We start from the raw sequence: 23,246 nt of genomic DNA on the forward strand, positions 1-23,246 counted from the left end.
CCCGCACTCCCGCACGCCATCACGGCGCGGCGCCCCACACCCGTCATCCCCCGGGGCGCCGTGCCGCGATTCCCCCTGCCCGAAAGCACCATGCACTTACGAAACAGAGGCCCTCCATGGCGTCCCCCTTGTCCCTCTGGTCCTCGGTGCCGTCGCATCCGCTCGCGGCGCCGGCTCCAGCCACCCCTGAGACACCACCCCACACCGGCGGCCTGCTCCTCCTCCTCGACGGCACCGCCGGGCTGCTCACCGTCGCCGCCCTCGGCATCGCGCTGCTGCTGTTCCTCATCATCAAGACCAGGCTCCAGCCGTTCGTGGCCCTGCTCGCCGTCTCCATAGCCGTCGGCCTGGCCTCGGGACTGTCGGTCACCGAACTCTTCGGCACGGTCCAGCGGTCGACGGCCGTCTCCGTCATCGAGTCCGGCATGGGCGGCATCCTCGGCCATGTCGCCATCATCATCGGCCTGGGCACCATGCTCGGCGCCATCCTCGAAGTCAGCGGCGGCGCGGAGGTGTTGGCGTCCCGGCTGCTCAATCTCTTCGGCGAGAAGCGCGCACCGCTCGCCATGGGCCTGACCGGCCTGATCTTCGGCATCCCGGTCTTCTTCGACGTCGGCATCTTCGTCCTCGCGCCGATCGTGTATGCCGCCGCCAAGCGCTCCGGCAAGTCCATCCTGCTCTACTGCCTGCCGCTGCTCGCCGGCCTGTCCATGACCCACGCGTTCCTGCCCCCGCACCCCGGCCCGGTGGCCGCGGCCGGTCTGCTGCACGTCCAGCTCGGCTGGGTCATCCTCATGGGCATCGTCTGCGGCGTCCCCGCCGTCCTGGCCGCCTGGGTGTACTCCGCCTGGATCGGCAGGCGCCTGTTCGTCCCCGTGCCGCAGGACATGGTCGAGGCCGCGGCGGAGGCCAAGCAGGCGGTCGTCGAGGAGCAGCGCGCGTCGGGAGTGGAGCCCCAGGAGAAGCCGGTGCCGCTCGGCACGGTCCTCGGCATCATCGGTACGCCGCTGGTGCTGATCCTCGCGGCCACCTTCTCGTCGATCGCCCTGGACCCGTCCACCGTCCGCTCGGTCATCGAGTTCTTCGGCAGCCCGTTCGTGGCCCTCACGATCGCCCTGCTCCTCGCGTACTACCTGCTCGGCATCCGCCGCGGCTGGTCCCGCAAGTCCCTGGAGACGGTGTCGACTTCGTCCCTGAAGCCGGTCGGCAACATCCTGCTCGTGGTCGGCGCGGGCGGCATCTTCGGAGCCGTGCTGAAGGCGAGCGGCGTCGCCCAGGCGCTCTCCGACACCTTCAACGACGTCGGTCTCCCGGTGATCGTCCTGTCCTACCTGATCTCCGTGGTCCTGCGGGTGGCCCAGGGGTCGGCGACCGTCGCCATCGTCACGACCGCGGGCATCGTGGCCCCGCTGCTGACGGAGGGCCACCACTCCCAGGCCTTCGTCGCCCTGGTCATCATGGCGATCTCGGCGGGCTCCATCTTCGCCTCGCACGTCAACGACGGCGGGTTCTGGATGGTCGCCAAGTACTTCGGCATCAGTGAGCGCGACACGCTGAAGACGTGGACCGTGCTGGAGAGCGTGCTGTCCGTGGCGGGCTTCGCCGTGGCCGCCGCGGTCAGCCTGGTCGTGTAGGCGTCTGATAACGAAGTCGGGGCTGGCTGTGTGCGACACAGGATCGTCGACCATACTGCCCGCTGTGGAGCAGCGCATAGGTTCGAACAGCCAGCCCCCGGGCGCCGGATTCGACCCGGCCTTCGTCCCCGGACTCACCTCGCCCGCGGCCGCGGAGCCCGAGGACGCGGTGTCCGGCACCGCGGCCGAGGACGCCGCGGCCGACGACGGCGCGGTCGGGGAGACCTCGCCGAAGGCGGCGGAGTCCGGTGAGTCCGACGTCGAGGAGACCGCCTCCGACGCGACGGACGACGAGGACGACGCGGTCGACGCGGACCGCACGGACGACGAGGAGACCGCGGAGGCCGGCCCCCGGAAGGCGGCGGCCGACGGCTCCGCCGAGGACACGGACGCGGACGACGAGGCGGAAGGCGAAGGCGACAGGGCCGGGGCGGACGCGGAGGACGCGGCCGACCCCGACGGTCCCGTCTTCGAGGCCTCCGACCGCCGCGCCTCGATCACGGCCGACCACCGCGGCGTACGGCTGCGCCTGGACGACCAGGAGGCGGAGTTCCGCTGGGACGAGATCGGGGCCGTCGAGACGGAGTCCCCGCGCTTCGGCAAGCGGTTCACCGTCACCGTCCACACGCCTGACCGCCGCTGGTACCCGATCGAGATCGAGGCGACGGCCAGGTCGCGCTTCAAGGAGTGGGAGTCGCGGCTCGACGAGGTCCTGGACGCCTACTTCGAGGACGGCGAGGACGCCGAGGGCGACGCCGCGTGACGGATGCGGGGCACCGCGCCCCGGCTAGCTGCAGTACTGGTCGGCCTTCCCGATCGACCGGTACATGCAGTCGGCGTTCTCCAGGAGTTGCAGCACCGCGTCGCGGTTGCGTGCTGTCTCCCGCTCGATGACCTCGTCGGGCGGGTAGAAGCCGCCGCCTCCGGACGCCGGGTACATCTCGAAGGTGTAGCTGAAGATCTTCTGGGTGCCCCACAGGTAGTCGTCGATGGAGCCGTCCGTGATGTAGAGGTCGCTGGACTGCTCCGGTGTGTAGCCGTTGCTGGCGGCCATCTTCTCGCCGACGGTCCTGAAGGCGTTGTAGTCGTCCGCCGTCATCCCGGTCGTGGTGTTCGAGTACGTGTACCCGAACGGCCACAGCACCAGCTCGCTGTACGTGTGGAAGTCGATCCCGGCGGTGATCTGCTGCTTGCCGCCGACGACCCGGCCGCGGACGAAGTCGGCGACGACCTTCACCTCGGGTGCCGACTCGGCGGACGTGCCGCGATAGGTCTCGGACGACTTCGACCCCGAAGAGCCGCCGCAGCAGCCCCACTTGTAGTTCCAGTTGCGGTTCAGGTCGGTGCCGACGTACGAACTGCCGCTGTTGGGCTGGCGGTTCTTGCGCCACGAGCGGTAGGAGCCGGTGGCGATGTCGTACTCGCCGCCGTCGGGGTTGAGGTCGGGGACGATCCAGATCTCGCGGCTGTTCACCATGTTGGTGACGCGGGAGTCGGAGCCGTAGCCCGCGCCGAGTTCGCGGAGCAGGTACAGCGCCATCTCGACGGTCAGGTGCTCGCGGGCGTGCTGGTGGAAGGTGAAGAGGACCTCGGGCTCGTTCTCGTCGGTGGCCACGTTGTCGCTGACCTTGATGGCGACGATGTCCCGGCCCTGGTAGGACTTGCCGATCACCCGCTTGCTCATGATGTTCGGGTACGCGGCGAGGCGCTGGTCGATCTCCGTGTTCATCTCGGCGTAGTTGTGGTACTTCGAGTCCGCCGACGGGAAGTCGAAGAGCCGGACGTCACCGGCGCCGCCCGACCGGTCCGGCGCCGAGCCCAGCGGCGAGACGTCGTAGCCGAGCGCGCGCAGTTTCCTGATCTGGTCCGCGCGGCCCGAGACGACGACGGTCTCCTCGTCGGCCTCGTCCACGGTGACACCGGTCCGCTGGATGGCCGTGCGGGTCACCGGTGTGGTGCCCTGATGGATCTCGTACTGGCGGACGTCGTCGGCGGAGGGGGCGTGGGCTCCCGCTCCGCTCGCGGTGGCGTCGGTGACGGTGGCGGTGAGAGGGGCCGCGAGGGCGAGGGCCGCGAGGACGGCGAGGGCGGCGGTGCGCCGGCCGCCTCTCCTCGACCCGGTCGCGCCGCTGCCGCGTATGCGAAGTCGCATGAAGTCTCCTTGTGTCTCCAGGAATTCCGGGATCTCCGGAATGTGGGGAGTGGAGCGGGGGGTGGTTCATGGCGACGTGCCTGGTGCGGGTGCGGCGCTCATGGTGCGACCGTGGCATGAGCAGGTCAAGCGATGACAAAGCGGTGATGGCGGGAATCGGCCGAAATTCAGCCCGGTGGCGTACGCGGTCCGCACCGGGCGCGGCGCCGTGCCCGGTGTGCGGACGGGTGGATGCGCCAGGTCCGGGCACGGCCCGGGCACGCCCGCCCCGGCCGGGGGTCGTGTGCCCGACGGGTGCACATCGCGTGGCGATCGGCGTACGCGCCCTTGTGCCACCACCGCGCTTTACGCTTTCTTGACCGCATGACGGAGACCACCGGGAAGTCCGAGAAGCCGGCGTCAGGGGAGACCGACTCCCGCCCCCGCAAGTCCAGTTGGAGGTACATCGGGCCCGGGATCGTCGTCGCCGCGACCGGCGTCGGCGCCGGCGACCTCGTCGCCACCCTCATCGCGGGCAGCAACTTCGGCTACACGCTGCTGTGGGCCGCCGTCATCGGCTGCCTGGTCAAGATCTCCCTGGCCGAGGCGGCGGGCCGCTGGCACCTGTCCACCGGCCGCACCCTCTTCGACGGCTGGGCGAGCCTCGGCCGCTGGACGACGTACTTCTTCGTCGTCTACGCGGTCGTCTGGGGCTTCGTCTACGGCGCGGCCGCGATGTCGTCGAGCGCGCTGCCGCTGCAGGCCCTGTTCCCCGGCGTCTTCCCGGACGACTGGTCCATCAAGCCGTGGGCCGTCCTGTGCGGGCTCGTCGGCCTGGTCTTCGTCTGGTTCAACCGGTACGAGGTCTTCGAGAAGGTCATGACGGTGCTGGTCGGCGTGATGTTCGTCGTCACCGTCTACCTCGCGGTCCGCGTCACACCGAACCTCGGCGACGCCCTCGCGGGACTCCTCCCCGTACTGCCCGACGAGAAGGACTCGGTCCTCAACACGCTCGGCCTGATCGGCGGGGTCGGCGGCACGATCACCCTGGCCGCGTACGGCTACTGGGTCAACGCCAAGGGCTGGACGAACACCGGCTGGATGAAGGTGATGCGCCTCGACAACCGGGTCGCCTACATCACCACCGGCATCTTCGTCGTCGCGATGCTCTTCGTCGGCGCGGAGCTGCTGCACTCGGCGAACGTGGCCATCGCCAGTGGCGACCAGGGGCTGATCCAGCTCGGCGACATCCTGGAGGAGGAGTACGGCACGGCGACCGCGAAGTTCTTCCTGATCGGCTTCTTCGCGACCTCCTTCACCTCGCTCATCGGCGTCTGGCACGGCGTGAGTCTGATGTTCGCGGACTTCGTGGCGCGCTACCGGACCCGGGAGCAGGTCACGGGCGAGGAGGTCGCGGCCGGCGGGCGCGAGAAGTCCTGGCCCTTCCGCGCCTACCTGCTCTGGCTGACCTTCCCTCCGATCGTGCTCCTCTTCCAGGGCGAACCCTTCCGGCTCGTCATCCTGTACGGCGTCCTGGGCGCGGCCTTCCTCCCCTTCCTCGCCCTCACCCTGATCTGGCTCCTGAACTCCTCCCGCACGCCCCGCGAATGGCGCAACGGCCCGCTGAGCAACGCCATGCTGGCGATCGCCGGGCTGCTCTTCCTGGTCCTGTGCGTCAAGCAGGTCTGGGACCAGCCGTGGTCGGACTTCTTCTGAGGGGCCGTGCGGGTCAGCTGTCGCCCGCATGGCGCAGCGCCTCGCCGAGCCGGTCCTGCCTCATGCGCTTCCCCCAGCGGTTGTCGCCCGTCCTCACTTCATCGATGCGCTGGACCCCCGGAAATGTTTCACCCCGCTCGCCGTGCGGCGGCAGGGTGAGCGTGCTTCAGCGACTCGCCGCATCTGCCAGTCACTGCTCCGGACCCGCTGTCCTCCACGCCCGACGGAAACATCCAGTAACTTCACTCGTGCGTACGAGAGTTACTGTGGCAAACGTGACGGGGGTTGCGGTATGGCGGGGAGTCGGCCGGGGGACTGGCATGTCCTGGATCTGGACAAGGACCCCACTCCCGGTGATCCGGACCGTGTGCGTCACCTGGCGAAGAGTTTGCTGGACTTCGCGGACGATGTCTCGGAGGCGTTGCGGTCGGTCAAGGGGATGGCGGACGAGGACGCTGTTCTGAAGTGGGCGGGGAAGTCGGCGAAGGCGTTCGGGGACGAGTTCTCGGGTGTGCCGAAGCAGCTGAAGAAGCTGAAGAAGTCCTACGAGATGGCCGGGGATGCGCTGGCGGCGTACTGGCCGGAGCTGGAGCGCGCGCAGGCGCTGGCGGACAAGGCCCTCGCCAAGGGCCGTGAGGCGCAGTCCGACCTGTCCTCGGCCAAGTCCCGGCTGTCGTCGGCTGATTCGTGGGTGTCGCGGGCGAACAAGGAAGCGGACAAGTACAAGGACGATCCGACGGGGAGTAAGGACAAGGAGAAGCCGGACGAGGCGAAGGTGCGTGCGGCGACGCGGGATGCGCAGCATGCGAAGTCGGCGCGGACGTCGGCGCAGTCGGATGTGACGAGTGCGAACGGTGCGTTGGACGCGGCGAAGAAGATGGCCGAGGACGCGCGGAAGATGCGCGAGGAAGCGGCCCGTACGGCGAAGACGAAAATCGGTGAGGCGTCGGACGCGGGGATCCACAACCGTAAGTGGTGGGAGGAGGTCGGGGACTGGTTCTCCGACAACTGGGACACCATCGTCGCGGTCTGCAAGGTGGTCGTGGCGGTGGTGGGGATCATCGCGATGATCATCGGTGGGCCGATCCTCGGCGCGATCGTGCTGATCGCCGCTCTCGTCGTCCTCGCCGACACCCTCAACAAATATCGCAAGGGCCAAGCGTCGTTGTGGGACGTGGCGTTCGCGGCGCTGGACTGCATACCCGGCGGCAAGGGAATCACCACCCTCGGGGGGTTGGCGAAGGGACTGAAGGCCTTCGGCAAGACCGGCCTGAAGGGCATGGCCCTGGGGCTCAAGGGCCTCGCCAGAGGCGCCCGTTCCGGCGCGCGGCAGATGAAGACGCTCTTCACCCGTGGTGACCCGATCGACGTGGCGACCGGCCAGATGGTCATGTCGGCCCGCGACGTGCTCCTGCCGGGGATCCTGCCGCTCGCCGTGGAACGCCACCACCGCACCGGTGCCCGCTCGGGCCGCTGGTTCGGGCCCAGCTGGATCTCCACCCTCGATCAGCGCCTGCTGCTCGACGCCGACGGGGTGCGGTTCGTCGCCGACGACGGGATGGTGCTGATCTATCCCGTGCCCGAGCCCGGTCTGGACGTCCTGCCGGTCGAAGGCCCACGCTGGCCGCTGGAGTGGACCGACGGCGCGGACGGCCGTATGACCGTCCGACAGCCCCAGACCGGCCGCAGCCTGCACTTCCGGGCGCAGCCCGGCTCCACCGGGGCCGAACTCCTCCTCGACGCCGTCACCGACCGGCACGACAACACGCTGCGCGTCACCTACACCCCCGACGGCCTGCCCGAGACGATCACCCACCAGGGCGGTTATCGCGTCGGCGTGACCACCGAGTCGGGCCGCGTCACCGCCATGAGCCTGCTCAGCGCTCCCGGGCAGCCGGTCCTCGTGCGCTACGCGTACGACGAGCGCGGCAACCTGTCGGAGGTCCACGACTCCTCGGGGCTTCCCCTGAGGTTCTCCTACGACGACCGGCGTCGTGTCACCCGCTGGGAGGACCGCAACGGCACCTGGTACGGCTACACGTACGACGCGCAGGGGCGATGCGTGCATGCGGGCGGTACGGACGGAATCCTCGACTACACCTACGCGTACGACGAGAACGCCCGCACCACCACCGTACGGAACTCGCTGGGCCACGCCACGCTCTACACCTTCAGCGACACCCTCCAGCTCCTGACCGAGACCGACGCGCTCGGACACACGACCACCCGCACCTGGGACCGGTACGACCGGCTGCGCTCCATCACGGATCCGCTGGGCCGCACCACCCGGTACCACTACGACGAGCACGGCCGGAACACCGAGGTCGAGTACCCCGAGGGCGCCACCGCGACGCTCGCCTACGACGGTCTCGGCCTGCCGGTGCACGCCACCGACCCGGACGGGGCGCAGGCCTTCCACACCTACGGAGACCGCGGCGATCTGGTGGCGACCGCCGACCCGGGCGGTGCCGTCACCCGGCACCGCTACGGCGACGACGGCGGTCTCGTCGAGACCGTCGACGCCCTCGGCGGTGTCCGGCGCATCGAGCGCGACGGGGCCGGTCTGCCGCGCCGAGTGACGGACACGGCCGGCGCGGTGTCGTCCTGCGTCCGGGACGTCTTCGGCCGCATCGTCGAGAGCACGGACCCCGTCGGCGGTGTCACCCGCTTCGGCTGGACCCCTGAGGGGCGGCTGGCCTGGCGCACCAAGCCGAGCGGGGCCACGGAGCACTGGCGCTACGACGGCGAGGGCAACGTCCTGGAGCACCGCGACGCGGCGGGCGGCTCCACGCGGTGGACCTACGGCCCCTTCGACCTCGTCAGGACGCGCACGACCGCGGACGGTTCGGTCCTGACGTTCGCCTACGACAGCGAACTCAGGCTGTCGAGCGTGGTGAACGCCGACGGCGCGGTGTGGTCGTACGGGTACGACCCGGTGGGCAACACGGTGGCCGAGGAGGACTTCAACGGCCGTCGGATCGCCTACCGTCACGACGCGGCGCGACAGCTCGTCGAGCGGAGCGAGGGACCGGACCACACGGTCCACTACGAGCGGGACACCGCGGGCAACGTCGTCACGCGGCGCAGCGACGACGAGACGGCCGTCTTCTCCTACACCCCGGCCGGACGCATGACCCGCGTGGCCAACGCGCACGCGGAGGTGGAGTTCGCCTACGACGCCGCAGGTCAGCTGATCGCGGAGACCTGCAACGGGCGCACGGTGTCCAGCAGCTACGACGAACTGGGCCGGCGCACGCGGCGGACCACCCCCGAGGGCGTCGTCAGCCGCTGGGAGTACGACCCGGGACACCGGCCCGCCGCTCTGCACATCGGCCCGCAGTCCCTGCGCTTCGCCTATGACGCGGCGGGCCGCGAGACCGGCCGTGACCTCGGCGCGTCCCGGGTGCTCACCCAGAGCTGGGACGAGGACTTCCGGCTGACGGAGCAGACGCTGGTCGCCGCCGCGGACCGACATGTGCAGGAGAGGCGCCGCTACACCTACCGTCCCGACGGGATACCCACCGGCGTCGACGCGTCGGCGGACGGGGCCCGCCGCTACGAACTGGATCCCGCGGGACGCGTCACCGGCGTCGACGCGACGGGATGGACGGAGCGGTACGCGTACGACGCGGCCGGGAACATGAGCGAGGCGACGGCGGCGAGTTCCGGCGAGGACGCGGACGCCGCCGGCACACGGCTGCGGCGCTCCGGCCGGATCCGCTACACGTACGACGCGTACGGGCGGGTCGTGCGCAGGACCGTGCGGTTGCTGTCCGGGGGGAGCCGGACCTGGAGCTACACCTGGGACACACTCGGACGGCTGCTCACGGCAGGCACGCCCGAGGGCGACACGTGGCGGTACGCCTACGACCCGCTGGGGCGCCGGATCTCCAAGCGGCTCGTCGACGACGGCGGGCGGACGCGGAGCGAGACGGTCTTCGTCTGGGACGGCGACAGCCTCGCCGAGCGGACGCACCGTGCGGTGCCCGGCTCCGGTCGGCACGTGACGACGTGGGAGTTCTCGCCCGCGCCGGTTCCGCGCCCCCTCGCGCAGGTCGACAGGACCGAACCGGACGGCCTCTCGCAGGACGAGGTCGACGTGCGGTTCCGCGCCATCGTGACCGATCTGGTCGGGGCGCCCAGCGAACTGGTCGACGCCGAGGGGCGGGTCACCTGGCGGCGCCGGGCCACGGTCTGGGGTGCCGGACAGCCCACGGCCACCGACGACGTCGACTGCCCGGTCAGGTTCCCGGGCCAGTACCACGACCCCGAGACCGGGCTCGACTACAACCGGCACCGCTACTACGACTCGACGACGGGGCGGTATCTGACCCCGGACCCCTTGGGTCTCGACCCGGCGCCCAACGACTACGCCTACACGGACAATCCGCTCGTGTGGAGCGACCCGCTGGGACTCGCCCCCTGCGGGCCGGCGATCATCAACCACTTCCGTGGCGCCTCGCAGCGCGTCCCGGGCGGACAGCTCGGTCCGGCGGTGAGCGTCCGACAGCTGCGGATGGCGCTCGGCCGGCGGGGGATGTCCGTCGAGCACTACGACATCGTGCACGTCCCCCAGATCGACGGGCCCCTGGGTCCGGCCTACGGGAACAGTCCCCACACCGCGGACGGCTTCCCCATGCTGGGACCGCGCGGACGTCCCGTGATCGAGATCTCCGACCTCGGTCTGAGCAGCATGGACGAGGCGGTCAGTACAGTCTTCCACGAGACCATGCACCACCATCAGCAGGCGGCTCGTCGAGGGATGCAGGACGCCCACAACGAGAGGGCGTACATCACCACGCCCGGTGACGAGGAAATGGCGGAGCTGTACGGGCAGCAGATGCTCGAACGGTTCCGCGCCCGAGGCGGCTGAGTGAACGAGGAAGCAGGCATGCGAGAGTTCGACGCGGACCAGGTCAGGGAACTGGTGGCGGGCCCGAAGTTCTACGAGGACCAGTCGGAGCGGGTCTGTCCCGCCTGCGGGCACTCAGCGGTGCGCACCTACGTGTACCGCAGTCACATCCGCGTGCGCCCCTCACTGATCAGCTACATGTGGTGCGCCCACTGCCGGCGCTTCAAGGGGTGGACCGGACCCGACCTCGGGACCTTCGACTTCACCGACCCGATGGAGAAGCTGTCGACGGACGAACGTGCCGCCATGGCGAAGGACTTCGGCGGCTTCTTCCGGAACCTGGACAGGCTGTGGGACTCCGGCGAGCTGCCCCAGCGGTTCTCGTGAGGCGGCGCACCGCCGCTCGTGGGGCCGTCGCGGCCCGGCCGGGGCGGTAGGGGCCGCGGCACGGTCCGTCGCCCCCGGACGCGGCCCGGCCCCGGCTGCCGTGCAGCCGGGGCCGGACCTTCGTCGTGCTGACGGGGAGGGGTCAGCCGAGCGCGTGCACGTGCGGTCCCACCGCGTTCGACCAGGCGTTGCCCGCCGACGCGTCCCAGTTCGTCGACCAGGTCATCGCGCCGCGCAGACCCGGGTACGTTTTGGAGGGCTTGAAGGAGCCGCAGTTGGTCCCCTTGGCCAGGCAGTCGAGGGCGTTGTTCACGATCGTCGGGGAGACGTAGCCGCTGCCCGCGCCGCTGGTGGAGGCGGGGAGGCCGAGACCCACCTGCGACGGGGCGAGGCCGCCCTCCAGCTGGATGCAGGCGAGGGCCGTCAGGAAGTCGACCGAACCCTGCGAGTACACCTTGCCGTCGCAGCCGAGCATCGAGCCGCTGTTGTAGTACTGCATGTTGACGACGGTGAGGATGTCCTTGATGTTCAGGGCCGTCTGGAAGTAGGAGTTCGACGTGGACTGCATGTCGATCGTCTGCGGGGCCATCGTGATGACGAGGGACGAGCCCGCCTTCGAGGACAGGGAGCGCAGCGCCTGCGTCATGTAGGTCGCGTTGAGACCGTTCTCCAGGTCGATGTCGACGCCGTCGAAGCCGTACGTCTGCATCAGGGAGTAGACGGAGTTGGCGAAGTTCGTCGCGGACGCGGAGTCGCTCACCGACACGGTGCCGTTCTGGCCGCCGATGGAGATGATGACCTTCTTGCCCGCGGCCTGCTTGGCCTTGATGTCCGCCTTGAACTGGTCGACGGTGTAGCCGCCGAGCCCGGCCGAGTCGAGGCTGAAGCTCACCGCGCCCGGCGTACCGGTCGCGTCGGCGAAGGCCACGGCGATGATGTCGTACTGCGACTGGACGTCGGAGATCTTCTGGACCTTGGCGCCGTTGTTGAAGTTCTGCCAGTAGCCCGTCACCGCGTGTGCCGGTACGGCGCCGCCACCACCGCCGCCCGAGGAGGCGTTCGTGGTGCCGGTGACGGCCGACGACTTGACCGACTCACCGGCCGAGTTCGTGGCGGTGACCTGGAAGGAGTACGAGGTGGAGGCGGCGAGTCCGGAGACGGTCGCGGAGGTGCCCGTCACCGACTGGACCTTCGTGCCGCCCTGGTAGACGTTGTAGCCCGTGGCGCCCGAGACCGTGTTCCAGGCGAGCGAGACGGACGAGGAGGTCGTGGACGAGACGGCCAGACCGCCGGGGGCCGCGGGGACGGTCGGGGCCGGGTCGCCGCCACCGCCTCCGTCGGGTCCGAACACCGACAGGTCGTCCGCGTAGTACGCGGCCTGTCCGTACCAGCCGTGCGTGTAGACGGTCACCGAGGTCGTCGACGAACCGGTGGTGAACGTCGTCGTCAGCTGCTTCCAGGACGAGGAGTCGGGCGTCCACGTCGACACGTCGGTGGTCCCGGTGCCGGTCGCGCCGAGGTAGGTGTAGCCGCCCTGGACCCACGCGCTCAGCGTGTACGTCGAGTTGGGCTTGACCGCGACGGTCTGGGTGCACTTGGCGTTGTCCTGACCGGCGGGCGTGGCCTTCAGGGCCGCCGAGCCGCCGTGCACCGGTGAGGAGACGGTCGTGCCGCTGCCCGCGGAGCACGTCCAGTTGCCGAGGCCCGACTCGTAGCCGCCGTTCTTGGCGTTGTTGACGTCGGCGGCCGCGGCGTCGGTGGCCAGGCCGGTGAGGGTGAGGGCAGACGCGGCGAGCGCGGCGGAGAGGAGCCCCGCCCAGACGCGTCTGCGTCCGGGCATGCCTGATACGCGGTCCACTGGGACCTCCGTGAGGGGAAGGGGAGGGAAGGGGGGAAGAAGGGGAGGCGTACGGGGAGGTGCGGAACGATGGCCACCGTTGGGTGTACAAGTTGGTCCAGACCAATTCGGTTGTCAAGACCTCCGGAGTCCGCGAACTCTTCAACGGGTCCGCCGGAGAGTGGAGTTGTGGCATATTCGGATCACTCTCCGTTGATCACGCCCCCACCTTCGGTGAGTTGATCTCGCGAAGTCGGTGTTGAGCGGGGCATGCCGTGGATATGGTGCTGATGCAAGAGGACGTCACAGTGACGATCTGTGGCCATCTGTGACGTTCCATGGCGATAAAGGGGCGATCTGAGGCGGTGGTTGACCACCCCGCCGCAGCGAACGGGGTGTGTGCAGCGTGCCGACCGCGATAGCCGTCACCAGTCCCGACCTGGTGCTTCCGCCGCACGACCGGCAGACCCCGCCCGCGGTCGTCCATCCGCTCGACACCCTCGAAAGCTCCCTCACCGCCCTGCACGCCCTCGTCGAGCAGCACGGGTACGTCATCGCGCTGCACTCGTCCTCCGTCGAGGACTCCGTCGTCCAGCGGCTGCACACCGCCCGCTCCGTCCTGGAGAGCGATCGCGTCGCGCTGCTCGCCGTCGACCTGCCACCGCTCGGACTCGCCCTGCTGGCACAGCAGTTGAGACAGCTCTCGGTCTGCGACTTCAGCCCCGGAGTACTCGCCTCCGCGGCCCGCCTGCTCGCGCACTACATCTACGCCGGAGCCCTGCTCGGCTCGGTCGCCAAGCTCGACCGGGTCCCGGTGTCGCTGAAGTCGCACGCCAAGTCCTGGGTCCCGGGCGCCCAGTTCGCCGTACTGGCCAACCCGCGGCCCGAACTCGTCAGGGTCGGCCAGGAGGAGCTCCCCGGGCCGGAGTTCGGCACCCGCATGCACGTCGCCGCCGGCCAGCCGCCCTCCGACTGGGTCACCGCGACCCTCGCGCCCGGCTGGCGCGTGCAGGGCGTCGCGACCGTCCCGCTGCCGCAGGAATCGGCCCGATGGTGGGGCACGTCACGGCTCACCGAGTTCGCCGCCGGACTGTACGACGTCTCCGTGCTCTACCAGCTCGTGTCGTCGGTCCGGCGCGACGAGTGCCACTGGTGCGGCCTCGAACTCATCGGTGACCGCTGCGGGTTCTGCGCCGCGCCCCTGCCGCCACCACCCGCACAGGAGCTTCCGGCCACCGCCGTCCGGGCAGCATCCTCCGTACGCGCCCTGCCCCGGGGTGCCACCTAGGCACACGCGTACCAGCACGACCGATCGACCCCGCCGTCCCCCGCAGATCGAGGTTGTCCGGATCATGCTCCATCACCGAGGTGAGATGTAGTGAACTCGCGCCAGCGCCGCGGCGTCATTCTGCTGGTCCTCTCGGCCCTGTGCGCCCTCGGCGCCTTCGCCGGAGTGCTCTCGGTGATCCGCGACGTGAACTCCAAGGTCGGACCGGAGGTGGCGGCGTACCGCCTCAAGGGCGACATCGCGCCCTACAAGGAGCTGACGGCCGACCAGTTCCAGAAGATCTCCATGCCCGAGCGCTGGCTGTCGTCCACCGCCGTCACCAGCCTCTCCCAGATCCGCGGCAAGATCGCGGTGACCCGGCTGGAGAAGGGCTCGCTGCTCCAGACCGACATGATCGTGGACCGGCCCGCGCTCGACGCGGGCCAGCAGGAGATCGCCATCATGATCGACGCGTCGACCGGGGTCGCCGGCAAGATCAACCCCGGCTCGCGGGTCAACATCTACGCCACCTTCAAGGCCGAGAACGACAAGGGCACCGACCAGTCCAAGGTCATCGTCGAGAACGCCCGCGTCATCGACGTCGGCAAGCTCACCGCGCTCGACCCCGGCCAGTCCAGCTCCGACCGCCGCAACAGCGCCAACCAGGCCGTCCCGATCACCTTCGCGCTCGACACGGCCGACGCCCAACGCGTGGCGTACGCCGAGTCGTTCGCGGAACACGTACGTCTCGCCCTGGTCGCCGGCGGCTCCGACGCGTCCGTCGCGCCCGGCGACCGCACGTACACCCTCAACGAGGACAAGTAGGAGGCGCGCATGAGGACCGTCCCCGGGGGGCTTCGCCGATGACCATCCGCATCCTCCCCGCCGTCGGCGACATCGACTCGGCCCGGGCGCTCACTACCCTGCTCAGCCAGCTCGCCGACGCCGAACCGGCCCCTCCCGTCCCCGACTCCACGGCCCTCCTCGACACCCTCGCCCGCCTCGCCGCGGAGTCCCTCGACGAGCTGCCCGAAGTGGTGCTGGTCCACGAACGCATCGGCCCCGTCCCGGCGCTGGAGCTGATCCGCGACCTGGTGATGCGCTTCCCGGCCGTCGGCGTCGTCCTCATCACCGCCGACAACAGCACCGCCGTACTGACCGCCGCCATGGACTCCGGCGCCCGCGGCATCATCGGCCTGCCCCTCGGCTACGACGCCCTCGCCGAACGCGTCCAGGCGGCCGCCACCTGGTCCGCCGGCATGCGCCGCCACCTGCACAGCGGAACCCCCGAGCTGTACACCGGCCCCGGCGGCACCGTCCTCACGGTGACCGGGGCCAAGGGCGGCGTCGGCGCCACCGTCACGGCCGTCCAGCTCGCCCTGGCGGCGCGCGCGTCCGGCCGCACCGTCGCCCTGCTCGACCTGGACCTCCAGTCCGGCGACGTGGCGTCCTACCTGGACGTGCAGTTCCGCAGGTCGGTGGCCGACCTGGCGGGCATCAGCGACATCAGCCACCGCGTCCTCCAGGACGCCGTGTACACCCACGACAGCGGCATCGGCCTGCTGCTGGCCCCCGCGGAGGGCGAACGCGGCGAAGAGGTCACCGACCGGGTCACCCGCCAGGTCCTCGGCACCCTGCGCTCCCGCCACGACGTGGTGGTCGTCGACTGCGGCTCCCAGATGAACGCCGCCACCGCGGCGGCCGTGGAGATGGCCGACCAGGCGCTGCTCCTCGTCACCCCCGACGTCGTCGCCGTACGGGCCGCCAAGCGCATGGTCCGCATGTGGGACCGCCTGCAGATCCGCAAGGCCGAGGAGACCACCACGGTCGTCAACCGGCACACCCGCGCCACGGAGATCCAGCCCTCCCTCGTCGAACGCGTCACCGGCACCAGGGTCGCCCGGACCGCGGTCCCCGCCGCCTTCAAGGAACTCCAGTCCGTCGTCGACGCCGGCCGGCTCCAGGACCTCGACAGCCGCTCCACCGTGAAGCAGGCCCTCTGGACGCTCGCCGGCGAGCTGGGCCTGGTCGCCGCGCAGGAAGGCGGGGGAGGAGGCCGGCGCCGCAAGGCGCCCGCGGACCGCGGCGCGCTGACGCTGCGGCGCCGGGGCGGCGACCGGGGCGCGGTCACCCTCGAATTCGCCGGGATGTTCCCGCTGCTGCTCGTCGTCATGACGATCCTGTGGCAGTGCGTGCTGTACGGCTACTCGTACTCCCTGGCCGGGAACGCCGCCGACGAGGCGGCCCGCGCGGCGACGGCGGCGTACGCGGTCGACGGGGACTACGCGGGCGCCTGCGACGCGGCGGGCGGCAAGCATCTGCCCGGCGCCTGGAAGGACGCCGACATCGCCTGCACCCCCGCGGGCCCCGTCATGAAGGCCGACGTCGAGGTCGACGTGCCGCTGTTCTTCCCTGGCTTCGACGCGGGCTGGCACGTGAGCGGCAGCGCGGGCGCGGCACTGGAGGGGGACGACGGATGAGCCCACCCGCAGCGCGCCGCCGCTGGGACGACCGGGGCGTCTCCATCCTGGAGTTCACCGGGTTCCTGCCCATCCTGCTCCTCATCGGCATGGCCGCCATCCAGCTCGGCCTCGTCGGCTACGGCGTCAACCAGGCCGGCTCGGGAGCGCGCGCCGCGGCCCGGGCCGCCTCGCAGCACGACGGGGACGGAGTGGCCGCGGGGAACGCCGCCGTCAGCGGATGGCTGGAACCCTCCGTGCCCCAGCCGGCCAAGGGCGCCGACACCACGACCGCCACCGTCACCGTCCACGTCCCCTCCGTCATCCCCTTCCTCGGCGGCTGGGACGTGACCCGTCACGCCACCATGCCCACCGACGATTGACCGGGAGGAGCCGCACCCATGAGCCTGCGATCCCGCATCGCCGCCCCCGACGAGGGGGGACCAGGGCGTGAGGACGGACACCTCGTCGCCGTCTACCGCGCCAAGCTCCTCGAAGAGACCGACCTCGCCGAGATGTCGAGCCTCGCGGCGGCCGAGCGCCGGGTACGCCTGGAACGCGTACTGGGCCACATCATCAGCCGTGAGGGCCCGGTGCTCTCCTCCGCGGAACGCTCCCAGCTGATCCGCCGCGTGGTGGACGAGGCCCTCGGACTCGGCGTCCTCGAACCACTGCTGGCCGACGCGTCGATCACCGAGATCATGGTCAACGGACCGGACTCGATCTTCGTGGAGCGCGCCGGCCGCGTCGAGCAGCTCCCCCTGCGCTTCGCCTCCGACGAACAGCTCATGCAGACCATCGAACGCATCGTCTCCACGGTCAACCGGCGCGTGGACGAGTCGAACCCGATGGTCGACGCCCGCCTCCCCACCGGCGAACGCGTCAACGTCATCATCCCGCCGCTCGCCCTCACCGGCCCGACCCTCACGATCCGCCGCTTCCCGCGCGCCTACACCCTCCCGGAACTCATCGGGCTCGGCTCGCTCGACGAACAGATGCTCATGCTGCTCGCGGCCTTCGTGCGGGCCCGCTTCAACGTCATCGTCAGCGGCGGCACGGGCAGCGGGAAGACCACCCTGCTGAACGCCCTCTCCGGGCTCATCCCGTCGCACGAACGCATCATCACCATCGAGGACTCGGCCGAGCTCCAGCTCCAGCAGGAGCACGTCATCCGGCTGGAGTCCCGCCCCCCGAACGTGGAGGGCAAGGGCCAGATCACCATCCGCGACCTGGTCCGCAACTCCCTGCGCATGCGCCCCGACCGCATCATCGTCGGCGAGGTCCGCGGCGGCGAGACCCTCGACATGCTCCAGGCCATGTCCACGGGCCACGACGGCTCACTCGCCACCGTCCACGCCAACTCGGCCGAGGACGCCCTCATGCGCCTGCAGACCCTCGGCTCGATGTCCGAGGTGCAGATCCCCTTCGAGGCCCTGAAGGACCAGATCAACTCCGCCGTCGACGTCGTCGTCCAGCTCACCCGGCACGCCGACGGCTCCCGCAAGGTCACCGAGATCGCCCTGCTCATCTCCCACGGCCGCGAACAGTTCCGCGTCACCCCGGTGACCCGCTTCGTGCCGCGCCCCGCCGGACCCGACCGTGTCGTCCACGGCCACTTCGAACACCTCCCCCTGCCGCGCGTCGTCGCGGAGAAGCTGTACGTCGCCAACGAGCCGCTGCCGCCCGCCTTCGGCGTCACCGAGGCCATCGACGTGCTCAACACCAGGCAGGCCATCGGATGACGCCCACGACCGAGAGACACCCGACAGGCCGCCGGACGCCGTCCACGACCGGGAAGCACCCGACAGACCGTCGGACGCCGCGCACGACCGGGAAGCACCCGACAGACCGTCGGACGCCGCCCACGACCGGGAAGCACCGGGCAGACCGTCGGACGCCGTCCACGACCGGGAAGCACCCGACAGACCGTCGGACGCCGCCCACGACCGGGAAGCACCGGGCAGATCACCGCAAGCCGTCCACGACCGAGAGGAGCGAGTCGTGAACAACCCCGCCCTCCTCGCCCTCGGCGCGACCGTGCTGTGCGGCACCCTCGCCGTCGCGGGCGTCCACACGTTCGCCTCAGGCCGCGCCCAGCGCCAGGCACTCGTCGACCGGCTCTCCGGCGGCGGCCCGCTGCGCACCGCGGCAGGCCGGGTACGCCGCTTCGCGGGCATCGACCGCCGGCTGCGCCGCACCCGCCTCGGCCGCACGATCCACCTGCGCCTGTCCGCGACCGGACTCGACCTGACGGCAGGGGAGTTCTTCACCTACGTCACCGCCGTCGTCGTCGCCCTCTGGCTGATCGCGGCCGCCACCCTCGCCCCCTTCTTCGGCCCGATCGCCGCGCTCGTGGGCATCTGGAGCGCCGCCATCTTCCTCAACTGGCAACGCCAGAAACGCATCGAGGCCTTCATCAACCAACTGCCCGACGTGGCCCGCCTGCTGGCGAACGCGACCGCTGCCGGACTCGCCCTGCGCACCGCCCTCGCCATGGCGGCCGAGGAACTGGAGGCCCCGGCCGGCGAGGAACTCGCCCACGTCGCACACCAGCTGACGCTGGGCAGGACCGTCGACGACGCCCTCGCCGAGCTCTCCGAACGCCTCCCCTCCCGTGAGCTGATCGTCCTCGTCACCACCCTCGTCCTCGCCAACAAGGCGGGCGGCTCGGTCGTCAGCTCCCTGCGCAACCTCACCCAGACCCTGGAGGACCGCAAGGAGACCCGCCGCGAGGTCCGCACCATGCTCTCCGAGGTGAACGCGACCGCCTTCACCGTCCCCTTCCTCGGCGTCGGCTCACTGGTGCTGATCAACTCGTCGAACGAGGGAGCCCTCGCCCGCGTCACCGGCTCCCCGCTCGGCCAGGGGCTCGTCCTGCTCGCCCTCGGCCTCTACACCGTCGGCTTCTTCGTCATCCGCCGCCTCGGCAAGATCGAAGTGTGAGGGAGGGATCACCATGCTGCCGCTGCTGCTCGCCGTCCTGATGGGCGCGGCCGTCGCGGGCGTCCTCCTGGGCATCCGCATGATCCGCGCCGACGCCCGACTCCCCAGCGACCTCTCCCTCGCCCTGGAGGTCGGCGCGAGCCGCGTCTCCAAGGCCGACTCGGCCGTCGACCGCCTCGGCATGCGCTTCGCGCCCGCGGTGCTGCGCCTGATGGGCCCCCGCCGCGTCGACGCCAAGCGCCGCCGCATCGACATGGCGGGCAACCCCGGCGGCCTGACCCTCAACCGCTACGCGGCCCGCCGCGCCGTCTACGGCATCTTCGGCGTCGTCCTCGCCTTCGTCTTCCTCTCCAACGGCCAGCTCCTCTTCGCCGCGCTGGCCCTCGCCTTCGGCCTGCTGGCCGCCGACGCTCTCATCTGGCAGGCCGTCCGCGAACGCAAGGAGGTCATCGACCGCACCCTCCCCGACTTCCTCGACGTCCTCGCCGTCGTGGTCTCCGCCGGCCTCGGCTTCCGCCAGGCCCTCGACCGGGTCGCCGAGAAGTACGAGGGCCCGTGGGCGGACGAACTGCGCATCACCCTGCGCCAGATGGACATGGGCGTCAGCCGCCGCCAGGCGTTCGACGAACTGCGCAGGCGCAACTCCTCCGAACAGGTCTCCCAGTTCGTCTCCGCCCTCCAGCAGGGCGAGGAACTCGGCTCCCCGATCGCCGAGACCCTCATCCAGCTCGCCACGGACATGCGCCGCACCGACGCCCAGAACGCCCGGCGGCGTGCCGCCAAGACCATCCCCAAGGCGACCATGGTGACCCTCGTCTTCATGCTCCCCGCGACGATGATCCTCATCGCGACCGGCATGTTCCTCGGGTCGGGCACCGACTTCGGCTCGATCCTGGGCCGCTGATGAACGGCCTCCGCGCCCGTGCGGGCGTCCACCCCCCGGCCCACGGCCGCCGGCCCCGTACGGGCCTCGCCGGGCGACGGATCCTCCGAGCGGCCACCGGCCTCCGCCGCCTCGCCGGCCGCCTCCGCCCCGGCTGGCCCAAGGGCGGCGGCGCCGGGTACCTGGCGGACGACGCACCGCCCCCCGGCAGCGTGCGCCTCCAGCTCAACGCACTCCAGGCCCTGTGCCGCCAGGCCTTCGCCGTACGGCTGGCCGCCATCGCCATCGGCGCCCCCTTCGCCATGACGAACGCGGCCGACGGCCCGCCGCGCTACGCGGTCCTCGCCGCCGCCGTCCTCGGCGTCATGGGCTCGTACGCCATGCTCAGGGACTGGGAGCGCTTCGGCCCCCGGCTGCTGGCCCACCCCACCCTGATGGCCGTCGACCTGACCTTCGGAGCGGTACTCCTGCTCACCGCGTCGCCCGCCTCACCGCTCGCGTACGCGACCGTCTGCACCCCCCTCCTGTCGGGCCTCCTCTACGGCTGGCGCGGCAGCGGCGTCTTCACCGGACTCCAGCTGATCGTCCTCCTCACCGTCTTCCGGGCCTGGGAACACCGCCCCGGAGCGGGGGCCAACACCCTCCTCATCGCCGGCTTCTGCATCGGCGCCGGCATCATCGGCGTCACCCTGCGCAACCTGATGTTCCGGTTCGGCACCGCCAGCCAGGCACTGGCCGAGGCCACCTCCCGGCTCGCCGTCGCGGAGGCCGTGGAGTCCGAACGGGCCCGCCTCGCCCGGGAGATGCACGACTCGGTCGCCAAGACCCTGCACGGTCTCGCACTCGCGGCCGACGCACTGGCCGGATCCGCGGACTCCGGCGACCCCGCCACGCTCAAGCGCCAGGCGGCGACGGTGGCGGACGCGGCACGCCTCGCGGCCGGCGAGTCCCGGGCCCTGCTCTGCGACCTGCGCCGTCACACCGACCTGACCGCACCGCCCGACACGGACCTCCTCCCCGAACTCCGCACCCGTACGGCCGACTTCCAGGCCCGCACGCACCTCGCCACGGACCTGCGGCACCGGGGCGGCCCGCCCGTCCTGCCCCGCACCACCGCCCGACACGTCCTGGCGATCGCGTCCGAAGCCCTGGAGAACGTCCACCGCCACGCCCACGCCACCCGCGCGACCGTCGAACTCGACGTCTCCGAGCACGAGTTCGTGATCCGGATACGGGACGACGGGTCCGGCCTTCCTCCCGGAGCGACCCTCGACGACCTCGCCGACCTGACGAGAACCGGCCACTTCGGTCTGCTCGGCATGACGGAACGGGCCGCCACCCTCGGCGCTCGCCTCCTGCTGCGCCGGCCCCTGCAGGGAGGCACCGAGATCCACCTGACGCTCCCGCTCCCCGCAGCCGCCCCCCACACCCCCCGACAGGAGGCCGCTCATGCCTGACCAGGCACTCTCCGGCCCGCCCCTGCGCGTACTCGTGGCCGACGACAACCCGGTCGTCCGGGCGGGACTCACCGCCCTGCTGGGCGGCCACCCCGACATCGACGTCGTCGCCGCGGCGGCGGACGGCGACGAGGCCCTCGAATCCGCCGCCCGCCTGCGCCCGGACGTCGTCCTCCTCGACGTCCGCATGCCCGGCACGGACGGCCTCACGGCCCTGCCCCGGCTGTCCCGGCTCGCCCCCGTGATGATGCTGACCTACAGCCGCGAACCCGAGGTGGTGGCCGAAGCGCTGCGCCGCGGCGCCTCCGGATACCTCGTCCACGGAGAGTTCACCGCCGCCGAACTCATCACCGCGGTACGGGATGTGCGGGCGGGGCGGCCCACTGGCTCGGTTTCGCCCAGCGTTTCGCACGAACCGAACGAAATCTCTTCGCATCTGCAATCGGTTGTGGCACAGTCGTCGAAGGCTCGACTCGCACACGCGGCGGGGTTGCACCGCCGCGCCCCCGACCAGACCGACTTCGGCCTGAGTTCAAGGGAGGTGGAGGTCATGGATCTCATAGCGTCCGGCATGAACAACCAGCAGATCGCCGCCGCCTGCTTCATCAGCGAGAAGACCGTCAAGAATCACATCAACCGCATCTTCGCAAAGCTGTACGCTTCCTCGCGCAGCGAAGCGATCGCCCAGTGGCTGGGCACGACGCGCGAGGGGTGGACCCGATGACGCCGCCCCTCGCTCCGCGCCGGGGAAGTTGGGCCCCTGGGCCCACTCGCAGTAGGCGCACTCTCACGTACGGTGCACGGGTCGGTGATTGTGGCGTCGGGTGGGAGGGCAGGGGCCGTGGTGACGAAGGACTGGAAGCTCAGGGCGACGGTTCGCGTGGAAACCTGGGCGAGCACGGTCTCCGACCGGATGCGCGGCCGGAAGCGGGACGTCGGGGCCGGGTTCGTGGAGTATGCGGGCCTGATGATCATCATTGCGGGGATCTTCACGCTGATCGATCAGCTGGGGCTGGACGGGCTGATCTCGGGTGCGATCGGGGACGCGGTCGACCGCGTGGTCGGCGGCGGCTGACCTCACACGTAGCGCGTAGCGACCGAGGGCAGACTCTCCCGATCTACATCTGGCTGACGGGGATTCTGCTCTTCGCCGCGCTCGCCTTCTTCGCGTTCGCCCAGGCAGCGTCCGCCCGCAATGGAGCTCAATCCGCGGCGGACGCTGCGGCGTTGGCGGCGGCACAGGATGCCCGCGACGAATTGATCGACCGCCTGACGGATGCCATCGGCCAGGACGACGACTGGCTCGACTGGCTGGACGGCGGCCAGGACCTCCCCGGCACGGGTGCGGCGGCCGCGGCCCAGCAGCTGGCCGCGGAGAACGACTCGACGCTCCAAGGCGTACAGCCCGTCACGAAGAACGGCTATCCCGGGTATCAGGCCGACATCCAGACGAACTACACGGTCGGCGACTCGATCATTCCCGGCACGGAGAACAAGCGGGCCACGGCCCACGCCGTCGCCATCATCAAGCCGCGTTGCGATTTCGATCCGGACGCGGATCCCGAGAAACCCGTCGAACTGACCTGTGACGGGGAGATCGTGAACATAGATCCCGGGGACTTCGATCCGGACGACCTCCCGGACGCGTCCGTGCTGTTCTCCGTGCGACTGGCCGAGTGA

18 protein-coding genes are annotated in these 23,246 nt (G+C 70.7%); 16 read left to right on the forward strand and 2 right to left on the reverse strand.

Going from position 1 to position 23,246, the window contains the following annotated elements; all coding sequences use genetic code 11:
* Nucleotides 1–116 precede the first annotated feature (116 nt).
* Together BKI49_RS23955 and BKI49_RS23960 are read left to right on the forward strand one after the other, a co-directional pair.
* A complete protein-coding gene (locus BKI49_RS23955; protein ID WP_095936348.1) occupies nucleotides 117–1,634 on the forward strand; it encodes a GntP family permease in 1,518 nt (505 codons plus the stop codon).
* A 64-nt stretch (nucleotides 1,635–1,698) separates the two neighbouring features.
* Nucleotides 1,699–2,397, forward strand: coding sequence for a hypothetical protein (locus tag BKI49_RS23960; protein ID WP_095936349.1), 699 nt, complete (start codon nucleotides 1,699–1,701; stop codon nucleotides 2,395–2,397).
* Nucleotides 2,398–2,421: 24 nt separating this feature from the next.
* Here the strand turns inward: BKI49_RS23960 and BKI49_RS23965 are convergent, their stop codons facing one another.
* Complete coding sequence (locus BKI49_RS23965; RefSeq protein WP_095936350.1) at nucleotides 2,422–3,786, reverse strand: M14 family metallopeptidase; 1,365 nt, start codon at nucleotides 3,784–3,786, stop codon at nucleotides 2,422–2,424.
* A 363-nt stretch (nucleotides 3,787–4,149) separates the two neighbouring features.
* Here BKI49_RS23965 and BKI49_RS23970 point away from each other — a divergent pair, with 363 nt between their 5' ends.
* The 3 genes from BKI49_RS23970 (at nucleotide 4,150) to BKI49_RS23980 (ending at nucleotide 10,720) form a co-directional block, all read left to right on the forward strand.
* Nucleotides 4,150–5,481, forward strand: a complete 1,332-nt coding sequence (locus tag BKI49_RS23970) for an Nramp family divalent metal transporter (RefSeq protein WP_095936351.1) — start codon at nucleotides 4,150–4,152, stop codon at nucleotides 5,479–5,481.
* Nucleotides 5,482–5,773: 292 nt separating this feature from the next.
* On the forward strand, nucleotides 5,774–10,354 hold the full coding sequence (locus tag BKI49_RS23975) for an RHS repeat-associated core domain-containing protein (RefSeq protein ID WP_143658511.1): 4,581 nt from the start codon (nucleotides 5,774–5,776) through the stop codon (nucleotides 10,352–10,354).
* A gap of 18 nt (nucleotides 10,355–10,372) precedes the next feature.
* Nucleotides 10,373–10,720, forward strand: coding sequence for a hypothetical protein (locus BKI49_RS23980; protein ID WP_095936353.1), 348 nt, complete (start codon nucleotides 10,373–10,375; stop codon nucleotides 10,718–10,720).
* A 142-nt stretch (nucleotides 10,721–10,862) separates the two neighbouring features.
* On the opposite strand, the gene BKI49_RS23985 is transcribed toward BKI49_RS23980, so the two are convergent.
* Complete coding sequence (locus BKI49_RS23985; protein WP_179332553.1) at nucleotides 10,863–12,560, reverse strand: chitinase; 1,698 nt, start codon at nucleotides 12,558–12,560, stop codon at nucleotides 10,863–10,865.
* A gap of 403 nt (nucleotides 12,561–12,963) precedes the next feature.
* Between BKI49_RS23985 and BKI49_RS23990 the strand changes: the two genes are divergently transcribed.
* From BKI49_RS23990 to BKI49_RS24040, 11 genes are all read left to right on the forward strand, one after another.
* The gene (locus tag BKI49_RS23990; RefSeq protein ID WP_095936381.1) at nucleotides 12,964–13,845 is read left to right on the forward strand and encodes a hypothetical protein; all 882 of its coding nucleotides are present in this window, start codon (nucleotides 12,964–12,966) and stop codon (nucleotides 13,843–13,845) included.
* Between the two features lie 90 nt (nucleotides 13,846–13,935).
* Nucleotides 13,936–14,649 (forward strand): Flp pilus assembly protein CpaB, encoded by a 714-nt coding sequence (cpaB, locus tag BKI49_RS23995; protein ID WP_095936355.1) that lies wholly within the window; start codon nucleotides 13,936–13,938, stop codon nucleotides 14,647–14,649.
* A gap of 38 nt (nucleotides 14,650–14,687) precedes the next feature.
* The gene (locus BKI49_RS24000; protein ID WP_095936356.1) at nucleotides 14,688–16,304 is read left to right on the forward strand and encodes a CpaE/TadZ family protein; all 1,617 of its coding nucleotides are present in this window, start codon (nucleotides 14,688–14,690) and stop codon (nucleotides 16,302–16,304) included.
* Nucleotides 16,301–16,666 (forward strand): TadE family protein, encoded by a 366-nt coding sequence (locus BKI49_RS24005; protein ID WP_095936357.1) that lies wholly within the window; start codon nucleotides 16,301–16,303, stop codon nucleotides 16,664–16,666. Before BKI49_RS24000 ends, BKI49_RS24005 begins: the two co-directional genes overlap by 4 nt.
* Before the next feature lie 18 nt (nucleotides 16,667–16,684).
* Nucleotides 16,685–18,025 carry a TadA family conjugal transfer-associated ATPase gene (locus BKI49_RS24010; protein WP_095936358.1) on the forward strand — a complete coding sequence of 447 codons (1,341 nt, stop codon included), beginning with the start codon at nucleotides 16,685–16,687 and terminating at the stop codon, nucleotides 18,023–18,025.
* A 259-nt stretch (nucleotides 18,026–18,284) separates the two neighbouring features.
* On the forward strand, nucleotides 18,285–19,226 hold the full coding sequence (locus BKI49_RS24015; RefSeq protein WP_095936359.1) for a type II secretion system F family protein: 942 nt from the start codon (nucleotides 18,285–18,287) through the stop codon (nucleotides 19,224–19,226).
* 13 nt (nucleotides 19,227–19,239) lie between these two features.
* A complete protein-coding gene (locus BKI49_RS24020; protein ID WP_095936360.1) occupies nucleotides 19,240–20,130 on the forward strand; it encodes a DUF5936 domain-containing protein in 891 nt (296 codons plus the stop codon).
* The gene (locus BKI49_RS24025) at nucleotides 20,130–21,566 is read left to right on the forward strand and encodes a sensor histidine kinase (protein WP_095936361.1); all 1,437 of its coding nucleotides are present in this window, start codon (nucleotides 20,130–20,132) and stop codon (nucleotides 21,564–21,566) included. Before BKI49_RS24020 ends, BKI49_RS24025 begins: the two co-directional genes overlap by 1 nt.
* A complete protein-coding gene (locus BKI49_RS24030; RefSeq protein ID WP_095936362.1) occupies nucleotides 21,559–22,290 on the forward strand; it encodes a response regulator in 732 nt (243 codons plus the stop codon). The genes BKI49_RS24025 and BKI49_RS24030 overlap by 8 nt, the downstream gene beginning before the upstream one ends.
* A 117-nt stretch (nucleotides 22,291–22,407) precedes the next feature.
* Nucleotides 22,408–22,641, forward strand: a complete 234-nt coding sequence (locus tag BKI49_RS24035) for a hypothetical protein (protein WP_095936363.1) — start codon at nucleotides 22,408–22,410, stop codon at nucleotides 22,639–22,641.
* Entirely contained in the window at nucleotides 22,638–23,246 is a 609-nt protein-coding gene (locus BKI49_RS24040) for a pilus assembly protein TadG-related protein (RefSeq protein ID WP_179332556.1), read from the forward strand. The genes BKI49_RS24035 and BKI49_RS24040 overlap by 4 nt, the downstream gene beginning before the upstream one ends.

It is taken from the genome of Streptomyces sp. Tue6028 (assembly GCF_002300165.1).
GTDB lineage: Bacteria > Actinomycetota > Actinomycetes > Streptomycetales > Streptomycetaceae > Streptomyces > Streptomyces siamensis.